This window comes from Enterorhabdus sp. P55 (assembly GCF_009911695.1).
GTDB lineage: Bacteria > Actinomycetota > Coriobacteriia > Coriobacteriales > Eggerthellaceae > Enterorhabdus.
Map to the genome: position 1 here is coordinate 1 of NZ_QWKK01000011.1, position 19,349 is coordinate 19,349.

12 protein-coding genes are annotated in these 19,349 nt (G+C 65.3%); 2 read left to right on the plus strand and 10 right to left on the minus strand.

Annotation, left to right across the window (positions count from 1 at the left end; all coding sequences use genetic code 11):
• Positions 1-187: 187 nt before the first annotated feature.
• The 5 genes from D1643_RS02220 to D1643_RS02240 all read right to left on the minus strand — a co-directional run bounded on the left by D1643_RS02220 (position 188) and on the right by D1643_RS02240 (position 8,567).
• Positions 188-1,630 (minus strand): glutamate decarboxylase, encoded by a 1,443-nt coding sequence (locus D1643_RS02220; protein ID WP_160708180.1) that lies wholly within the window; start codon positions 1,628-1,630, stop codon positions 188-190.
• 158 nt (positions 1,631-1,788) lie between these two features.
• Entirely contained in the window at positions 1,789-3,336 is a 1,548-nt protein-coding gene (locus D1643_RS02225) for an amino acid permease (RefSeq protein WP_160708182.1), read from the minus strand.
• A gap of 263 nt (positions 3,337-3,599) precedes the next feature.
• Complete coding sequence (locus D1643_RS02230; protein ID WP_160708184.1) at positions 3,600-4,871, minus strand: hypothetical protein; 1,272 nt, start codon at positions 4,869-4,871, stop codon at positions 3,600-3,602.
• A 492-nt stretch (positions 4,872-5,363) separates the two neighbouring features.
• A complete protein-coding gene (locus tag D1643_RS02235) occupies positions 5,364-6,707 on the minus strand; it encodes a sensor domain-containing diguanylate cyclase (protein ID WP_160708186.1) in 1,344 nt (447 codons plus the stop codon).
• Positions 6,708-7,043: 336 nt separating this feature from the next.
• A complete protein-coding gene (locus D1643_RS02240; RefSeq protein ID WP_160708188.1) occupies positions 7,044-8,567 on the minus strand; it encodes a sodium:alanine symporter family protein in 1,524 nt (507 codons plus the stop codon).
• Positions 8,568-8,770: 203 nt separating this feature from the next.
• Between D1643_RS02240 and D1643_RS02245 the strand changes: the two genes are divergently transcribed.
• The gene (locus D1643_RS02245) at positions 8,771-10,408 is read left to right on the plus strand and encodes an ATP-binding protein (protein ID WP_160708190.1); all 1,638 of its coding nucleotides are present in this window, start codon (positions 8,771-8,773) and stop codon (positions 10,406-10,408) included.
• A gap of 1,044 nt (positions 10,409-11,452) precedes the next feature.
• Here D1643_RS02245 and D1643_RS02250 read toward each other — a convergent pair.
• From D1643_RS02250 to D1643_RS02270, 5 genes are all read right to left on the minus strand, one after another.
• The gene (locus D1643_RS02250) at positions 11,453-12,628 is read right to left on the minus strand and encodes a thiamine pyrophosphate-dependent enzyme (RefSeq protein ID WP_236643319.1); all 1,176 of its coding nucleotides are present in this window, start codon (positions 12,626-12,628) and stop codon (positions 11,453-11,455) included.
• A 1-nt stretch (position 12,629) separates the two neighbouring features.
• Entirely contained in the window at positions 12,630-13,871 is a 1,242-nt protein-coding gene (porA, locus tag D1643_RS02255) for a pyruvate ferredoxin oxidoreductase (RefSeq protein WP_160708192.1), read from the minus strand.
• Positions 13,868-15,151 (minus strand): 2-oxoacid:acceptor oxidoreductase family protein, encoded by a 1,284-nt coding sequence (locus D1643_RS02260; protein WP_160708194.1) that lies wholly within the window; start codon positions 15,149-15,151, stop codon positions 13,868-13,870. Before D1643_RS02260 ends, porA begins: the two co-directional genes overlap by 4 nt.
• A gap of 517 nt (positions 15,152-15,668) precedes the next feature.
• The gene (locus tag D1643_RS02265) at positions 15,669-16,322 is read right to left on the minus strand and encodes a LysR family transcriptional regulator substrate-binding protein (RefSeq protein WP_370520265.1); all 654 of its coding nucleotides are present in this window, start codon (positions 16,320-16,322) and stop codon (positions 15,669-15,671) included.
• A 98-nt stretch (positions 16,323-16,420) separates the two neighbouring features.
• Positions 16,421-17,761, minus strand: coding sequence for a phenylacetate--CoA ligase family protein (locus tag D1643_RS02270; protein WP_160708198.1), 1,341 nt, complete (start codon positions 17,759-17,761; stop codon positions 16,421-16,423).
• A 327-nt stretch (positions 17,762-18,088) separates the two neighbouring features.
• On the opposite strand from D1643_RS02270, the gene D1643_RS02275 reads away from it, so the two are divergent.
• Positions 18,089-19,018, plus strand: coding sequence for a LysR family transcriptional regulator (locus tag D1643_RS02275; RefSeq protein WP_160708200.1), 930 nt, complete (start codon positions 18,089-18,091; stop codon positions 19,016-19,018).
• The last annotated feature ends 331 nt before the right edge of the window (positions 19,019-19,349 follow it).

The following is a 19,349-nucleotide window of genomic DNA, read 5'->3' on the forward strand; positions in this document are numbered from 1 at the left end:
CCACCGCCCCCGCCCCGCCTCCGACCGCCGCCAGCACCCGCCCCACTTCCCCGCCGCACCCTCTGCCCAACCGCCGCCCCACTTCCCCGCCGCACCCAAAAAGAAGCGCCCCGCAGCCAGAGGCTGCGGGGCGCGCTCTCGTGCGCTGGAAGGGGCGCCTGCGCGCGGCCTTCCGATTCAGCAGCCCTTAGCGGCCGCTGTGATCGAATGCCTTGTTCGAGATGTTGCTGTCCTGGGCGCCGATGACGGTGGCGTTGTCCAGGTTCTTGATCTCGGCGGCCATGTCCTTCAGGAACTTGTCGGCCATGGTCATCGACAGGTCGGCGCGGGTCACGATGCGCTGGCAGGTGACGTCCTCCATGTTCGCCGGCAGCGGGTAGGCCGGGATCTGCCAGCCGTGCATACGCAGACGGTCATCCAGGTCGTACAGCGTCCAGCTCTTGCCGGCCGCAGGATCAAGGCTCCAGCAGAGGATCGGGATCTCGGTGGCCTCTTCGTACATGATGAAGATGCCCATCTTCTTGATGCCCTCCACCAGGTGATGCGCCACGTCCATCGTGCGCTGCTGGATCTCCTTGGTGCCCTCGAAGCCGTTGCGCATGAAGACGTAGTACTGGCCCACGATCTGCGACGCGGAGCGGCTGAAGTTGATGGCCATAGTGGCCTCCTGGCCGCCGAGGTAGCTCACCCAGAAGATCAGATCCTCGGGCAGGGCCTCCTTGGAACGCCACTCGATCCAGCCGATGCCAGGGTACACCAGGCCGTACTTATGGCCGGACGTGGAGATGGACCAGACGTTGGGCAGGCGGAAGTCCCACTCGAGGTCAGGCTCGATGAATGGGGCCACCATGCCGCCGGAAGCAGCGTCCACATGGATGCGGACAGGCATGTTGGTGGTCTTGTTGTACTCGGTCAGGGCAGCGTCGATGCCCTTCACGTCGTCGTAGCAGCCGGTGTAGGTGATGCCCAGGATGCAGACCACGGCGATGGTGTGGTCGTCGACGTACTTCATGCACTGGTCAGGCGTCATGTACAGGTGATCGGCGTCCATGGGGACCTCGCGCATCTCGATGTCCCAGTAGCGGCAGAACTTCTCCCAGCAGATCTGGTAGCCGCTCGTGATGACGAGGTTCGGGCGGTGCGACGAGTAGATGTCGATGCCCGCGGCCTTCGCAAGCGCCTTCCAGCGGAACAGCGCGGCCAGGCCGCCCAGCATGCAGGCCTCAGACGAGCCCACCGTGGAGGTGCCCATGGGCTGCTCGTTCTGGTCGGCATGCCACAGATCCTGGATGATACGCACGCAGCGGTTCTCCAGGTCGGCCGTCATCGGGTACTCGTCCTTGTCGATGGCGTTCTTCTCGAGCGTGTCCTTCATCAGCTCAGTCGCCTCGGGCTCCATGTAGGTCTGCACGAAGGTGCAGAGGTTCTGGTGCGCGTTGCCCTCGGTGCCCAGATACTCGCGGATGACCTCGCTCGCGATGCGCGGCTCGATGGGGTCATGGTTCAGCTTGGTGGAGGGCATCTCCACGTCGGACGCGTAGGAGCCGAAAATCGGGCTGGTGGTGCCGGTCTGGGCGTCCATCTCGGCAAGCTCCTCGGTCGAGACGAGCTTAACGTCTTTCTTAGTCATGAAAGGGTCTCCTTACCTTGGTTGCGGCGTCGCGGATCGAGGCGGCACTGCGTTGACGGGGAACAGTTATGGCCAGCGACGTGCGCAAGCTCGTCGCAGAGGCTCCTTGAGGTGCCCGGACCGGGCAGTTGCCGGCGGCCCGGGCGAAGGATGCGGGACTAACCCGCGGGGTGCGGCGCGTGGGTACCGCCGCGATGCGTGGTCTTAGGCGTCGACGTGCCCGCCGGCTTCTTGGTGCCATCCCAATGGTGACGCAGCCCGTAGATGACGAACGGGATGGCCACAGAGACAGCCCAGCACACGATGAGCGTTATCACGTAGACGATGTTGGCCTGCGCGGAAAGCTCGCTCGACGGGAAGAACGAGATGATGAGGGCGAACAGGGTCACCGCAAGGCCGATGCCCGCCATGAGGCACTTGCCCACCGTGCTCTTGCCGAACACGTTGAACACGCGGGGCAGGTCCTTCTTCTTGAGGGCCAGATTGAAGTAGCCGAGGAAGAAGAGCACGTAGCCCACCAGGTAGATGACGACGGTCAGGCCCACAGCAGTGAGGTAGGCCACCGACGAGCTGGAGCCGCCGGAGAGCGCCATCGAGCCGCAGAGCACCGCATCCCAAATAGTGACGATGATGCCCTGGATGACGACGGTCTTCACGCTCACGCCGTGCTTGTTGGTCTTGGCGAACGTCTTGGGCAGGATGCCCTCGTCAGCCGTGGCGAGCAGGGCGCGCGACGGGCCGACGATCCAGGACGAGATCTCGGCGAGCACGCCGGCTGCCAGGAGGAACGCGATGACGTACACGAGCCAGCCTGCGTGGAAGTGCGCGTCGAAGATGGCCGCGAACGCCGCGATGACGCCGTCGCTCATGTTACCCTCGAGCTGCTCGAGCGGGATGGTCAGAGCCACGGCCATGCCGCCCAGGGTGTCGAGCACGATGGTGAGCACGCACAGCACGATCATCACGAGCGGATAGATCTTGCCGGGGTTCTTGAGCTCGTTGACATGCGAGGCCGAGGCCTCCACGCCGGCGAAGGCCAGGATAAACGACGCGAAGATGACGAGCGTACCGGTCTTGGTGAAGTCGGGCACGTAGCTGGCCGTGGCCAGGTCGATCTGGGAGATGCCGCCCGTAGCCAGGTAGGCCACCAAGCCGACGAGCAAAACGACCGCGGGAATCAGCACGCCGCCGAAGAAGCCGATCTTGGCGATGCGCGCCGTGAGCTTCGTGCCGCCGAGCTGGGTGAGGGTCAGGCCCCACACGATGATGGCAACGCCGATGAACATGACGAGCGGATTGTCATACAAGGCGTCCCAGCCCACGATGAACGAGATGGCGGCCAAGACGAAGAACGCCATGGTCACGAACCCGACGGTGATCTGGAACCACTGGTAGAACAACGCCGCGAATCCCCAGCGCTTGCCCAGGGTGTTGCCCACCCAGGCGAAGATGCCGCCAGACTCCCACCCCTTCACGGTGGCCATCTCGGCCGCGCACAGCGCGACCGGGAGGAACCAGAAGACGCCTCCGAGAATGAGGAAGAAGATGAGGTGCATGCCGGAGGACGCAAAATTCGGGTAGGCGTACACCGTCATCACCATGGATGCGGTGATAGCGAAGAAGCCGAAGAACCCGAGCGTCTTGAGCGGCGACGCGGAGCCGGCTGACGACGCGCTCGCCACAGGCGCTTTCTGAGATGCGCTCATACTCGCTCTCCTTTCATTGCCTGGTGCGAGGAGGCATGCCCGCGGCACACGTCCCAACACAATCGATACGACGCCTAAAAGGTACCGCCTCCAGCGAATTGCGCCCGCTCGGGGTGGCATGCGTTACCTTTATCAGGGCCATACGTTGCAAAGGCGTAATTGATGAGCCGGCGGATCAGGGGAAACGGAGCGGCAAACACACAAAGGGCCCTTCCAGGAGGAAGGGCCCTTGAGCACAGGGGACAGTTCTGTGTGTTAGGTGACTAGCGGCGCGTCACGTGGAGACGGCGCGAGGCGACCAGGAGCGCGCCGGCAGAAGCAGCGACCACAACGGCGACGGAGACAAGGGCCGCCGGCAGCGCGTCGCCGGTCTGGGGAAGCTCGGACGCGATCTTAGGGTCGCGGTCGCGGTCAGCGGCGGCCTCAGCGCTGCCGGAGGCGTCGGCGTTGGCGTCCGGGGTCGGCTGCGCCGGGGCCGGGTCCTGCTGCTCGGGAGCCGGAGCCGGGGTCGGCTGGGGCTGGCCGGGCTCAGCGCCATCGGCGCCGTCGGAGCCGGCCGTGCCGGAGCCGCCCGAATCGCCCTCGGGCTTCGCCTGGTCAGAGCCGGCAGGAGGCGCGGCCTCGGCGTCGCCGCCTGCTGACGGCTTGTCGGCATCACCGGACGCGGGGGGCACGGCGTCCTCCGCCGGTGGAACGACCTCGGGCGCATCCGGATCAGTCGATCCATCCGCGGGAGGAGTCGTGTAGTCAGGCACGATCGTGTTGCCGGGCAGTGTCGTCAACGCGGGCGTGTAGAAGACGTTGATCACGTTGTCCTCGGGGTTGTCCTTCAGGCGGATGGACTCCGGATAGGTATCCAGGCAGATCATCTCCTCGAGCGGAGCGGCCACCTGACTTCCCTCGATCTTCTGATCGAAGCGCTGGTTGTCGATGGTGAACGACCCCATCTTCTCGATGGCGATGTCGTCGGAACCCACCATGGCGTCTGGCTGGCCCTTCACCTTGTAGTAGTTCACCGTGCAGGCATTGTCCATGGTCTTGAAGTAGACCAGCTCCACGTAGTTCTGGGACTCGTCGGAGGACACGACCGGCTTGACGGGGTAGGCGTCGAAGAAGACATGACCCTCGATATCCTCGACGTAGTCGCGGGTGTCAAGCACCTGGCCTGCCTTGAGACCGGTGACCACGCGCTTCTTCAGCAGGCGGATGCCGCTCGGGTGGCTGTAGTCCGGGTCCTCGTAGCCCATGGGCTCGCAGTAGTAGAACGTCATGGTGTGGTCGGCCGCATCATCCCCGTCGACGGGCGGCTCCGGGCGCGTCTCGCCGTCGACGAAGCGCGGCTGCGTCACGGTGCTGACGGCATCGGATGCGGGGGCGTCAGACGCGACGGGGCCAGCCTCGGCGGGCATGGCGGCGGCACTCGCGTAGGAGCCCAGGGGGGCCAGTGCCAAGGCGAGGGCCATGGCGGCGATAGCGAGCTTGCCCCTCACTCCGGGCAGCGGGCCGGCAGCGCGCGCGTTGGTCTTCTTGTTCAAGGGGATGCCTCCATCCATTGGTTTCTCTCGTTGGGAGCGCCGAACAGCCGTAGTGGCCCGTTGACGCTTTTCGTAAAGTCTAGCTAACTACTAGGTTTTGTGGGCACAGTTGTACCAAAATCGGTACATCAATTCAAGAGAAAGCCGGCGTCGACTCAGGCGGCTCCCCATTTCCTCACAAAGCGTCCATAGAAGTTAGCCAGGGCATCGGGGCACATTACCGGGCGCCTGGGGGAGCTAGCTGAGGTAGGTTCGCCTACATAAAAAGAGCAGGATGTTTCACGTGAAACATCCTGCTCGACTGATCGGGCTCGCGTGATGCGCGACCAAGCGGGGGCCGCGCGCGAACCATCACCATGCGGGCAACGGTGACATCGGGCGACAGCGACGGCGGCGGACGATGGGCCGGCGGCCGCCCACGCGGACGCCGCGGGCCACCGGCCGGCGGGCGTCGGGCCGCCCACACAGGCGCGAGCGGCGGGCTGCCGGGCGCTACTCCAGCACGCGGAGCTTCGCCTGGGCCTTGCCAGCGCGCTTGGCCTCGTAGAGCGTCTCGTCGGCGGCCTGGTAGATCTCCTCGAAGGTGCGCCCCGTGCTGACGCACGTCACGGCGCCGATGGAGAGCGTGGGCATCACAAAGCCGCAGGGCTCATCGTCCGCGCTGCCGGTTGAGGGCCCCTGCGCAATACGCGCGAGGATGTTCTCGATGGCAGGCCCCGGCCCCAGGCCCTTCGCGAAGATGGTGAACTCATCGCCGCCGAAGCGCGCCACCACGTCCTCCTTGCGCATGACCTTCCCCAAAAACGATCCGATCTCGCGCAGCACGCGGTCTCCCTCGGGATGCCCGAAGCGATCGTTGATATGCTTGAAGTCGTCCACGTCGATGATGAGGAAGCTGCACGGCCCCTCATCGTCGGCCAGGAACTCCTCGATGCGCGTCGTAGCCGCCTCGCGGTTGTAGAGCTGGGTGAGGCTGTCGTGCTCGGCCTTGCGTCGGAACTGGTTCTCGCGCAGGACCATCTCGTGGGTGTCGAGCAGACGCCCCACATGACGCACGGGGTTGCCCTCTTCGTCGAACTGAACGAACGACTGGTAGCGGAACCAGATGGGCTGCTCGTCAGAATCGAGGATGGAGGTCTCGCATTCCACGAAGCTTCCCTGGGCGACGCGCTGCATCATGGGCTCGATGTCGAAGCAGGAGATGTCGAGGCAGCACTCGCCCTGGCAGCGGCGGCGCAACACGATGTCGGACATCTGGGGCTTGCGGCCGAAGCGGCCCTCGAAGTCGCCGAACACCTCGGTGGCGCCCGACGGGCAGTCCACGTCGAACACGACGTCGTTGCTGAGCGCGGTGAGGATCTCCAGGCGCTCGTTCCCACGCTCCATCTGGCGCTGGTAGCCTACCTTCTCGGTGATGTCGACGAGGGTCACGTAGAACCAAGCCGTACCATCGGAATCACGCACGAAGCGCCCGCGATCGTCCACCCACACGGTCTTGCCGTCGGCGCGGTTCAGACGGTAGGTCACCTGGTCAGCGTCGCCCACGGCTATCTGCGCGTCTATCTCCCGTTCGACGCGCTCGCGGTCGTCGGGATGCACTAAGCCGATGAAGAGGCATCCGGTCAACTTGGCAAACTTGTCGTAGGTGTCGCAGCCGAACATCGTCAGCAGGTCCTTGCTGACGTAGTCGATCTGACCGGCGCGCTCGCCCTCGGCGCGGTAGCGGAACAGGCCTCCGGGGATGCGCTCGAGAAACTCGCGGGAGACCTCGGCGTTGACGACCTCCTCGCTCATCGCGCCGTCTGCGCCTCTTGAGAGTCGATGGAACACGGTCATGGGCTGCTTCCTTCCCGTCGTGTCGGTCTCTTCGCTCCCGGGCCCCCACGCCGACGCCGGCTTGCCAACCGGCTGGCTGCTCCTCTCAGGAACCGAACGACTTATTCTAGCGCCAGGAGAAACCAGGCACCTCCCTACGGGAACGAACGACGGCCACAGTGCCACGAAAAGCGGCGAGGAGCCAGGCGGCGGCGCGCCAGGGCGGCCAAGGGGGCAAGGCGGCGCAAAAAAATCCCCCGGCCTCGAAGCCGGGGGATTCCACATGGCGGGGAGGCGCCGGCGCACAGGAGCCGTCCACGGCCCGACCGCCGCGCCAGGCCCCTGCACGCCCGTGCGCTATTTGAGCGCGGGCGCGTCGGCGTCGAGCGCCTCATCCAGGTACTCCTTGATGGGCGCGCCGCCGAAGTCCTCCAGCTCGTCCTCATGCCAGCACTCGGTAGCGGGCAAACCGGCAATGCTCGACGCCATGAACACCGGGTCCTTGCCGGCGCGACGCTGCGCCGTGTAGTCGTCGAGCGCCTTGAGCGCCCACTTCCCCAGCAGCAGGATGGCCACCAGGTTGATGATGGCCATGAAGCCCATGAAGATGTCGGCAAGGTTCCACGCCAGGTCAAAGCTGTTCAGGCATCCGTACATGATGGCCGCCAGGCACAGCACGCGAAACACCAGCAGCACGTACTTGTTGTTGGCGATGAAGCGGACGTTGCTCTCGGCGTAGAAGTAGTTTCCGATGAGGCTCGAGAACGCAAACGCGAAGATGGCGAAGGTGATGAAGTGGATGCCCGCCTCGCCCACGGAGTTGTTCACGGCCATCTGCACGAGCGGCATGCCGTTGAGCGCCTGGGCGGCATCGGGGTTCTGCACGTAGAAGATGAGCACCATCATGGCCGAGCAGGTGCAGATGACGAGCGTGTCGATGTACACGGAGAGGCTCTGCACGAGGCCCTGCTTCACCGGGTGCGACACGCTGGCAGTGGCCGCGGCGTTCGGAGCCGAGCCCATGCCGGCCTCATTGGAGAATAGGCCGCGCTTGATGCCGAGCATGACCACCGACCCCGCGAATCCTCCGAAGATGGACTGGAAGTCGAAGGCCGAGGCGAAGATGAGCCCGAACACAGCCGGGATCTCGCCAAGGTTGGAAACCGTCGTCCACACGGCCAGGGCGATGTAGGCGATGGCCATCACGGGCACCACGATGGACGTGATGATGGAGATGCGCTTGGCGCCGCCGAAGATGACGAACGCCGTGAACACGATGGTCACGAGACCCACGGCGATAGCGGTGCCGTTGGTGGCGTAGTCGGGAATATAGTATTCGAGCGCCGAGGTCATGTTGTAGGCCTGCAGCCCGTTGAAGCCGAAGGCGAAGCACAGGATGAGCGCCACGGCGAACACGACGCCGAGCCAGCGCTTGCCAAGGCCTTGCTGGATGTAGTAGGCCGGGCCGCCGCGGAACTCGCCGTCGGCGCCGCGCACCTTCCAGATCTGCGCCAGCGTGGACTCGATGAAGGCCGAGGCCGCGCCGACGATGGACATGATCCACATCCAGAACACCGCGCCCGGACCGCCTGTGGCGATGGCCGTGGCGATGCCGGCGATGTTGCCCGTGCCCACGCGCGAGGCGGTAGACACCATGAGCGCCTGGAACGACGAGATGGAGCGCTCGCCCGGCACATGCTTCTTCTCCGTCAGCTGGGTGAACATGTCCTTGAGGTAGCGGATCTGCACGCACTTGGTGCGCACGGTGAACCAGATACCAACGACGACCAGCAGAAACACCAGGATATAGGTGTACATGAAGCCGTCGATCTCACCCGTGACGGAGACGAGCAGGTCGTTGAGCGACGAGGCGTCTTCCATGGTCCCTCCTTCTTCTTTTCAGATGCTGGGACTGCGCGGCCAGACTTCCCAAGGCCCGAGCGCAGCGCGCCCATTCTAGCAGACTGCCCCACACCATCGCGAACCCTGAGCGAGGGGCTGCGAGGCGGATGCGAGGAGGGCAGGGCGGCTTCCCCGGCCCTTCTTTGCTAGAATTCAGCCAGGGAAGAGCGGAAGGCGGAGCGGTGGACCAGGAAGTAATCGAGCAAGCAGACCTGCGCCATGGCGCGTGGCTGGAGACCGCGTGCGCGTTCGCCAACGGGCACGGCGGCTCGCTGCTCGTGGAGGTGCCCGAGACGCGGCGAGGCAAGACCCCGCTGGAGACGCTCGAATGGCTGCCCGTGCGGCTCTACGAGGAGCTGGGCATCACCTGCGAGGTAAGCCTCGTGATGGTCGGCGGGCGCATGGGCGTCGAGGCGGCAGTGCTGCCGAGTGCGCAGCCCGTCAGCTACGAGGGACGCTTCTTCCAGCGCCGTGACGGGCAGACCTCCCTGCTCGTCGGCACCGACCTCGTGCGCTTTCTGCGGGGCCGCGGCGAAGAGGAGGAGCCGACCTGGGAGCGGCGCCCTGTTTCGGCCGCGCGCCTGGAAGACCTCGATCCTGCGACGCTTCGCGCCCTCCTCGTGGCTGCCGAAGGCCGCGCCCGCACAGGCGCGGCCGACGAGAGACCGGCCGAGGGCGACGAGGGGGAAGGCACGCAAGGCGAGAACGCGGCCGAGGGCGGGCGCGGAGGGATCGCGGGGCTTCTGCGCAGGGGCGATGGGGCCCGACGCGCTGTCGACCAGAATCCCTGGGACGAGGAGGAGACGCCGGGAGCAGGCGGATGGTCGGCGGACGACCTGCTGAGCGAGGAGCTCAGCGGCGGCGGCCGGCATGCGGCGGCCGTGCTGCGGCGGCTGGCCGCGCTGAACCTGGCTGACGAGGCCACGGGGTTCGCGAACAACGCCTGCGTGGCACTCGCCCACCGCGCGCCAGACGAGCTGATAGCCGGCGCCTTCACGGTCATCGGCTTTTTCGAGGACGAAGGCGCCGCCGCGCCCTGCGCGGGCGGGGGTGCGCCGTCGCGGCGAGTCGAGGTGCGCGGACCGCTCGTGAGCCAGGCGAACGAGGCCGTCCGCGTCATCCTCTCCGCAGCCGGCGTCGCAGACACGCGGCACGGACGGGAAGCAGAGGCCCGGCGAGCGACCTCTCCTGTCCGCAGCGTCTTTCGCACGGAGCGCTCCCTGGACGCGCCGCCACCGGAGCCGGCCGCCAAGGACGGCGAGCTGCCCGCTGCGGCGCTGCGCGAGGCGCTTTTGAACGCGCTTGCCCACAAGGACTACGCCGCTGGCGCTCCTGTCCAGGTAAGCGTCTATCCCGATCGGGTGACTATTGCCAACGTCGGCCGCCCGCCGACGACGTGGACGGCGGATGACCTCGCCTCGCCGCATTCCGCGCGACCGGCCAACCCCATTATGGCGGCCGCCCTGGCGGCCTTGGGCGCCACCGGGTCGTGGGGTCGGGGGACGCACCTCATGGCGGACGCCTGCGCGCGGGCCGGCCTTTCCGCACCCGTCTTCGCCTTAGGGGTCGATGAGACTTCTGTCACCCTTCCCCTCGTTCCGCCGCCGGTCGACCCGCTTGAGGATCTCCGCCTCTCCTCCGTCGACCGCCGCCTGCTCGAGCTTTTGCGCGACCTCGACCGTCCCAACGCGGCCGACTTGGCCGCCGCCCTCGGCGTGAGCGACAGCACCGTTCGCCGCTCCCTCAAGCGTCTGACGCAGCTTCGCCTCATCGCCCGCCACGGCTCCACCAAGACCGGCTTCTGGCGCGTCCTCCCCTAGCGCCCGCACGCCGCAAGCGCCCGAGCACCGCGAGAAACCACACAACGTGCAACGCGAAACGTGAGCAGGCGCGCAGCGCGCAACGCGCAACGCGGGCAGGAGCGCAACGCGGGCAGGCGCACAGCGTGCGAGTGTTTCACGTGAAACACTCCGCCTCTTCCACCCCGCGGGTACCCACTCACCTCAAGTAGCCGCATCCCGCGGGTGCCCGAGCGACATGGGGATGTTTCACGTGAAACACTCCTTCTCTTCCGGCGCCATAGCCGACAACGCCCAGCGCAACGCACTCACCCCGGCAAAAGAAAAAGCGGCGTCTTGAACGACGGCACCGCGGGGGCAAGTGCCGTCGTTCAAGACGCCGCTTCGAGAGGTCCAAGGAGGGAGGCGGCTTTGCCCGGACGCCTCCCCTCTTCTTCGCTCCGGGGTTCTCCTGGAGGCCTGCCAGGAGATCCCGTGCGGGTATCTCCAGCCATCAAGACCGCGCTGCCCGCCTGATCGCTTGCCTGCGAACTGCGCGACGCACGTTTTTGCCAGTGACTCGATGACCGATAGGTTTTCAAAATCGAGCGACCCCTGCACGAGAAGGCGCCGGGTCGTTATCGACAGCCCTATCTTAGCCAGGAAAAATCACCGTTCTCAATAACGTCGCCGGATGAAATTCCCACTATTCTTTGTTCATTACATTTTTTAACTACTTAGTACAGGTTAATTGATTTTTCTGTATTGAGAATTGAGCTTTTCCGGCCTTTTTACGTCTTTTTTCGCGCTCGTTCTACTTCACGAACGATTCAGCGCACTTTTCCTTCAAAAACGGCGAATGAAAAAACACCGATCTGAACTGCGAAAATATCCATTTTGACTGAAATGAATGATTATTTGACAGAATAAAGAATGAATAGTAGTTACAGAGTGTCTGTCAACTATTTTGCCGCTAAACCATGATTAGCAACCGTTCACCTCGCCCAGACAGAAGAAGAGGACGAGGGCGACCCCTCGAGGCAGTCGCCCTCGTCCTCTCGTTCTTCACTTATCGCGAGGGAGATCCTACGCCCAGTCGCGGCGGATGGCCTCCCATTTCTGGTCACGGCCAGCTACCACAACGGCCACCTCGTCATCCGTGAGCGCACGGAAACGCCCTTGGCGGCGCAGGTAGTCCTCAACGCTGGAGAAGCCGTGCGGATGCCGCGTGAGCGAGAACGCCCCGCCGGGCCGCCCGCTGACCGCCGGCCCCTCGTATTCCGCCAGGTACCACAGCCCGCAGTCAACCACTTCCTTTGCCAGCTCCACCGTCTCATCCACGCCGCAGCCCCAACCCGTCGGGCACGGGGCGATGACGTGGATGTACTTGGTGCCGCGAAGGGACGCCGCCTTCTGCACCTTAGCCATGAAGTCGGGCAGGTACCCGATGGACGCCGTAGCCGCGTAGGGGATGCCATGGGCGGCAACCACCTCGAAGAGGCTCTTCTTCTGCGTCAGGCAACCGTGCGCGTTGCGCCCTGCCGGCGTGGTGGTGGTCTTGGCGCCAAACGGGGTGAGCGAGCTCTTCTGGATGCCCGTGTTCATGTACGCCTCGTTGTCGTAGCAGATGTAGAGGATGTCGTCGTTGCGGTCGATGGCGCCTGAGAGCGCTTGGAGCCCGATGTCGGCCGTGCCGCCGTCGCCGGCGAAGCCCACCACCGTGCAGTCCTCCGGCTTCTTGCCCTGCGCGCGCAGACCGGCTTCTATTCCCGTGAGCACGGCAGCCGTCGCCGCGAAGGGCGTGATCATGGCATTGTTGGCGAAGCACAGCTGCGGGAAGTTGAAGCCGACGGCGCTCATGCAGCCGGCCGGCAGCGCGCAGACGGCATGGGGGCCCAGCACCTTGAGCGCCGCGCGGACGGCTAGGCTGCCACCGCAGCCAGCGCAGGCCTTATGGCCGAAGAAGAGCTCGTCGTCGGGAAGCGTGCGCGCGCTCGGACGCGAGGTCCCGGACGCCTGACGGGGAGAAACACGCCCAGCGCGCCTCACGCTATCATCTGGGTCTCCCTCTAGCCGGACAGCGGAAGCGCTCCCGACGGCACCCGAGCCCGCGCCCGGGTCTGCCGCGCCACCCCCGCCAGCAGCCGACGCACCCGAGGCGGCCAGGCGGCCTGACACCCCAGGCGCACCGGCGGGCGGCTCCTCGGGAGCCTCCACCCCCGCGCCGAACAGCACCTCCGACCAGCGTTCCACCTGAGCCATCCTACTCACCGCCTTCCGCAGGGCCGTCCGCGCCACACGCGCCGACGCCGTCTTCGTCTATCCCGAGAAACCGCACGCGATCCACGGCGCTGGCGGCGCGTGGGCTCTCCGCAGCCAGCTCAGCAAGCGCCATGAGGTCGAAGAACGCGTCCTCTACCTGCTGCTCCGTTATGTCATCGCCGCCCAGGCCGCCGATGAAGTTCATCGTGGGAACACCCGTCCCCGCCTGCTGCAAAGCGGAGTTCACATTGGTGAACACTGTGCCTTCCGCCCCGAAGGAGACGTCCTTTTCCAGCACGCCCGCAGCGCGGACGCTACTCAGAGCCCGCGCCAGATCGCCAGCGGGGAACGGCCGCACGTAGCGGATGCGCACGAGCCCGACCCGCAGGCCGACGGCGCGCAGCTGGTCGATCACCTGCCGCACCAGGCCCGACACCGAGCCGAGCGTCACCATCGCTACATCGGCATCGTCCATGCGATAGGCGTCGATAAGCCCTGGGTAGCGCCGGCCCATCACCTGGGCAAAGCGCTCCTCCACCTCAGCGATCACCGCCGCGGCGCCGGCCAGAGCGCGGTGCTCCCAGTACTTGAAGTAGCGGTTGAACTCGGGGCCAGCCGAGTACCCCATGTTCACAGGATGCTCGAAGTCGAAGCGATTCGTCGTCTGGTAGGGCGGCAGGAACGCATCGGCCTGCGCCGGCTCGGGAATGTCCACGTTCTCGTAGGTGTGCGTGAGCGCGAAGCCGTCGAGGTTCACCATGAACGGCGTGCTGACGCGCGGATCCTCGGCCACCGCGTAGGCCATGAGCGCCAGATCAAGTGCCTCCTGGTTGCTCTCGGCGTAGGCCTGGATCCAGCCGTGGTCGAGCAGCGCCAGCGAGTCGCGCTGATCGCCGTAGATGTTCCACGGCAGCGCGGTGGAGCGGTTCGCGTTCATCATGACGATGGGGAAGCGCCCGCCTGCGGCGTAGGTCAGCACCTCGGCCATATAGAGAAGCCCCTGGCTCGACGTGGCCGTGAAGGTTCGCGCGCCGGTGGCCGACGCGCCCATGGCGCAGGAAAGCGCCGAGTGCTCGGATTCCACGTGCACGTACTCAGCGGCGAGCTGGCCGGACTCGACCATCTCGGAGAGGCGCTCGACCACCACGGTCTGCGGCGTGATGGGATAGGCCGCTATGACCTGCGGCCGCGCGAGACGCACGCCCTCGGCCAAGGCCTCGTCGCCGGAAAGAAAGCGCTTCATCGGGCACCACCCTCGCTCTCGTAATCGGAAAGGAACGCGTCGGCGAGCGAGTCGCCGGAGGCGGCATCGGCCGAAACGCCCGAACGCGTGGCGTGGGACGCTGAGGCGTCCGAAGCGGAGACGCCGACAGATGCGACCGCGTCATCTTCCGCGATCTGGCGCTCTGCGGCGAGGGCGTCCTCCTCCGAGATCATGGCGATGGCATCGAAGCGACACGCCTTCGCGCAGATGCCACAGCCCTTGCAGAAGTCATAGTCGATGGCGACGGCCGCGAGGGACGCATCCCCCGCAGACAACTGGTCCTTGGTCGCGTAGGTGCGCACGATAGTGCCATCGGGACAGTACAGGTAGCACTGGAGGCAGCCCGTGCACAGATCCGCAGCCAGCACGGGGCGCACGTTGCGCCAGCCGGCATTGCGGGAGACCAGGTGACCCGCCTGATAGCAGGTAGACTGCGCGAAGTCGCGCGGCTCCAAGCTGGGAAGCGGGGCAGCCAGGTGGTCGCGAAAGCGCGGAATGACAATCGTGGGAGAGCGCAGGACCGACGCAGGCAACGGTTCTGGCATACGGCGCTCGCCAGGCGCGGCGCCTTCGGCCGAGCGCGGCTGCATGGCAGCGAACCCTGTTTCACGTGAAACATCGGCTGGCGCGCCTTCCGCAGCCTCATCCCGGGCCTGCCGCGAAACAGCGCGAGCCGCCAGCGCCTGGGCCATCGCATGCCGCGCCTCGGCGACGATGGCCAGGTTCTTCTCGTGCAGCTTGGGCGGCATGTACTGGCGCACGGCCTCGCCCACCGCGTCGAAGGGAACCTGGTCGCAAAGCAGCGAAAGCGCGCCGAGGAACACCGTGTTGGGGATAGCACGACCCAGCAACTCAGACGAGATGCCGTTGGCATCAAGGGTCAGCAGCCGATCGCCTCCGGAAGATCCATCAACGGCGGCAGCTAGCGGCGCGCCGATGGCACTCAGGAGGGACTCCGGCGTCTTCACGCTGTTCACGAGCGCAATGCCGCCAGGCTTTAGCTCGGATTCCCAGCTGGGGGCGAGCAGCGTGTCGTCAAGGTATATCACGTAGTCGGCACGCGTGATGGCGCTGCGGTCGCCGATGGGGCGGTCGCTCACCTTGGTGAACGCGCGCATCGGAGCACCGCGCCGCTCCGGCCCAAACGACGGAAACGCCAGCGCAGAGGTGCCTTCGGCCATCGACGCCGCCGCACCGAGCAGCCGTGCCGCCGTAAACGCGCCCTGGCCGCCGCGACCATGCCACAGAACTTCGATCATAGGCTGTCCCTTCTCTTTTCCCATCCAGTATAGGGAAACAGCCGATGTTTCACGTGAAACACACCCCTCCGAGAATCAATCCACCAAAAGTTAGCCACGGTTGAATGTTTCACGTGAAACATTCAAGCACCCCCACCCTAGCTCGCCGGAGGACAGCAGCTGCCGCGCACGCCCTGTCTGCCAGGAGGGGGGGGCGCCACCTCCCCTAGCTGCCAGGGGACGGCGCCCCCCGGTGCGCCCTGGCCGCGGCAACCTCCTCCGGCGCCCACAGGTTCCGAACGCGAGTCTCATCCAGCACACGCGGCGCCATCAGCCGCCATCGCCTATCGCCGCGACGTAAACTTCACCGCTCCGCCGCCCCACCGACCCTCCACCCCCCCCGCATCCCCCCGCAAAAGGAAGGGCCTGTGTTTCCCGTGAAACACAGGCCCTGCGAAAGGTTCTCGCACCTCGGCGCCGGGCGTCCGCAAGCGCGAGGGATGCGGAAAGCGCGACGGTCGCCGAAGATGTGGCGATGCTAGAAGCGCGCGTACTTCTCCAGGTTCTTCTCCAGCTTCTCGACGAAGCGCTGCTCCAGATCGGAGAGCTCGGCGTCCTTGCGAGTGACATAGCCCAGGCGCAGCTGCACGTCAGTGTCGAGCGGCACGGTCTTGAGCGACGCGCCGTCAGAGATGCCCACCAGAATACCGCTCGTCACCGTATAGCCGTTGAGCGCGACAATCAGCTCGGAGAGCGACGCGCGGTCGGTGCAGGCGATGGTCTTAGCGCGCGGGACTGTGGCCAGGGCCTCCTCGAAGAAGAAGGCCGGCGCGTCGTCGCCCTGGTCGAAGTAGAGGTAGGGATAATCCGCCATGGCCTCCAACGTCAGCTTGTCGGCGTTCACCATAGGATGGCTCGCCGGCAGCGCCACGCGCGGAGTGCTGCGGATAAGCTCGTGGAACTCAAGACCCGCGGCATCGAGCGCCGCGCCAAGGCCCTCAGCCGTCTCAGAAGTCTGGAAGATGACGCCCAGGTCGCTCTTTCCCGAGGTCACATCATCGATAACACCCTGGGTCGTGCGGTCGTAGAGCGCGTAGTGGAACTCATCGCCACCAGCGGCGAGCACCACCTGGGCGAAGGTCTGCACATCAAAGAGGTAGTGCTGGCCGGAGATGGAGAACGTCTTGCTCACGGGAGCCCCTTTCATGGGATCGGGTCGTTGCGGGCGAAAGCCGGCCGAGGGAGCGCTCGCTCAGGCGATGCGGGCCGCTCGCCTTCGGCCGGACGCGACTACTTGGAGGAGGTGCGCTCGTCGACGAAGCGCGATGCCTTGTGCTCCGACGAAGTTCCGAGCCTGCCGGCATCATACACGATGACCTTGGCCGGGCGTACGCCGGTGTGCGTCTTGAGCGCGTTCTCAACGCGGCGAGCCACCTCGTCATAGGGCTCCTCGGAACCCTGAGCACGCTCGACGGACACCTCGTACTTGGTGGTGAAGTCCTGGTCATAGACGCGAATGGAGTACTCGCCGGTGAGCCCCTTCTCCGCGCGGACGACGTACTCGATGTCGGTGGGGAACACGTTAACGGCGCCGACGATGAACATCTCGTCCTTGCGGCCGGTGACGTGAATGCGCGCCAGCGTGCGACCGCACTCGCACTTCTCGGTGGAGACGTAGCCGATGTCACCCGTGCGGAAGCGGATCATCGGGCGTGCCTTCTTCATGAGCGTCGTGTACACGAGCTCGCCCTGCTGGCCGGGCTCGAGCACCTCGCCGGTGTTGGGATCGACCGTTTCCACGAGGATCTGGTCCTCCACGATGTGCAGGCCGTCCTTCGCCTCGCACATGGCCGCGCAGGCGCCGTAGATGTCAGACAGTCCGAAGAAGTCGACCACCTTCGCGCCCCACAGGTTCTCGATGGCCTCGCGCGTGGACTTGATGGAGCCGCCCGGCTCGCCAGCCACGATGATGGTGTGGATGGAGAAGTCGGTACGCGGGTCGAATCCCTTCTCCTTCGCTTTCTCGCCCAGCTGCCACGCGTAAGACGGGCTCGTCCAGATAACGGTGGGCTGGTACTGCTTGAGCACGAACAGCAGGCGATCGGAGGGGACAGCGCCCACCCAGATGGCCAGCGCACCCAGGCGCTGCGCGCCGATGACATCAGGGCCTCCCACGTAGAGCGCGAAGTTGAGGCCGTGGACGTAGCGGTCGTTCGGACGCATGCCAGCCTGCCAGAACAGACGCGCCTCGGTATCCTGCCACAGGTCGAAGTCCTCCTGGGTGAACGGACTCACCGTGGGGACGCCGGTCGATCCGGATGAGGTGGCCATGAAGACGACCTCCTCCTCAGGTACGGAGCACATCTCGCCGAAGAAGCTGCCGACGTGCTGGGTATCGCGCTCGGTCTTCTTGTCGATGAAGGGAAACTTCTCGATGTCGGCGAGGGTCTGGATGTCCTCCGGGTGCACGCCTGCCTCATCGAAGCTGCGCTTGTAGTAGACGGTGTTCTCATAGGCATAGGCGACCATGTCCTTGAGGCGCTCGAGCTGCATCGCCTCCAGCTCCGGGCGCGGTATGCACTCGATCTCCGGATCGTAGTACTTCTGATCGTAGGGGATGTCCTTGGCCATGGTGGCTCCTTCACGTTGATGCTTCGAAAACAGTAAGCTGTATGAAACCACTGATCGCATAAGCGTACAAGCGATTCGATGATTCAATGTTCTGATCGAACGATATAGATAAAATAGATAACCTAGTTTATGATTATCTCGAATAGAAAAAGGATACTGTTTCACGTGAAACATTTGCCCGCCACGCCGGGCAGACGGCGCCGACAGAGGGCGCGGCGGAATGCGGGCGGCTGGTGTAGCAGTACGCGAACGTAGCGGGACGCTGGCGGGGCGGCAAACGCTGGCCGCCGCTCGCGTGGTACAGCGTGAATACGGAAGGACGAACCTATGACTCTTCAGCAACTTCGCTACCTGATCGCCATTGCGGAGCAGGGATCTATCAATGCGGCGGCAACGCAGCTGTACGCATCGCAATCGAATCTGTCGACGGCTGTCAAGGAGCTGGAGCGCGAACTGGGCATCACCATCTTCACGCGCAGCAATCGCGGCGTCACGCTCACCAATGACGGCACCGAGCTGCTCGGCTATGCGCGCCAGGTGGTCGAGCAGGCCGACATGCTTGAAGCCCGCTATGCCGGCGGCGACGCTCAGCTGGCACGGCTGGCCATCTCCACGCAGCACTACTACTTCAGCGTCCAGGCCTTCATGCAGGTGGCCGACGAGTTCCAAGGCGACGAGTACGACTTCATCCTCCGCGAGTGCGCCACCGGGCAGATCATCGACGACGTGCGTTCCTTCCGCAGCGAAGCCGGCATTCTCTATGTCGACGACTTCAATCGGCGCGTGCTGGAGCGAGCCTTCGCCGAGGCGAGCGTATCGTTCTACCCGCTCTTCCGTGCGGGCGTCCACGTGTTCGTGAGCGAGCGCCACCCCCTGGCCGACCGCGACGTGTTGACGCCCGACGACCTGGCGCCTTACCCCCGCTACTCCTTCGAGCAGGGCACGGCCAACTCGTTCTATTACGCCGAGGAGCCGTTCAGCTACCTGCCTCACAAGAAGATCATCCGCATATCCGACCGCGGAACGCTCACTAACCTGCTCACGCACCACAACGGATTCACGCTTTCCACCGGCGTGCTCTCCGAGGAGATGCTCTCGGGAATCGCCTCCATTCCCCTCGACACCGACGCATCGATGGAGGTAGGCTACCTCATGCACGACGAGCGCAAGCCGAGCGACCTCCTCGTTCGCTACCTTGCCGCCTTGCGAGAGATCATCGCGAAGAATCCCACCGTCACCGAATGTCTCGCCAACTGACCCCCTGCCGCCCGCCCGCTCGCTACGCAGGCTCCCGAAGGCACACGAAACTAGCTCCGCGAGCCGTCGGGCACAAGCCACCTCCCCTCGCAGTCATCCTGGGTGCCGCCCTCTCCCGAAAACCGCCTACTAATGTTTCACGTGAAACACTCGCGCCCGCAACACGCCCCCCTCACTCGCAGCCGTCCACTCTCCACAGCCCCATCGACTCGCCACCCGCCAGCCCCGCCAACCCAGAGCCAACCTTTCGCGTACTCCGCACCCGACCCCGCTCCCCTCACCTGAGACCCCTCTCTGGCGCAAGGCGCCAGCCACAACCCTGCTGCCGCCG

Coding starts and splice junctions, on each gene's coding strand:
- D1643_RS02220 (WP_160708180.1), bottom strand. CDS start 1,630: ATGACTAAGAAAGACGTTAAGCTCGTCTCGACCGAGGAGCTTGCCGAG.
- D1643_RS02225 (WP_160708182.1), bottom strand. CDS start 3,336: ATGAGCGCATCTCAGAAAGCGCCTGTGGCGAGCGCGTCGTCAGCCGGC.
- D1643_RS02275 (WP_160708200.1), top strand. CDS start 18,089: ATGACTCTTCAGCAACTTCGCTACCTGATCGCCATTGCGGAGCAGGGA.
- porA (WP_160708192.1), bottom strand. CDS start 13,871: ATGAAGCGCTTTCTTTCCGGCGACGAGGCCTTGGCCGAGGGCGTGCGT.
- D1643_RS02250 (WP_236643319.1), bottom strand. CDS start 12,628: ATGGCTCAGGTGGAACGCTGGTCGGAGGTGCTGTTCGGCGCGGGGGTG.
- D1643_RS02270 (WP_160708198.1), bottom strand. CDS start 17,761: ATGGCCAAGGACATCCCCTACGATCAGAAGTACTACGATCCGGAGATC.
- D1643_RS02260 (WP_160708194.1), bottom strand. CDS start 15,151: ATGATCGAAGTTCTGTGGCATGGTCGCGGCGGCCAGGGCGCGTTTACG.
- D1643_RS02235 (WP_160708186.1), bottom strand. CDS start 6,707: ATGACCGTGTTCCATCGACTCTCAAGAGGCGCAGACGGCGCGATGAGC.
- D1643_RS02240 (WP_160708188.1), bottom strand. CDS start 8,567: ATGGAAGACGCCTCGTCGCTCAACGACCTGCTCGTCTCCGTCACGGGT.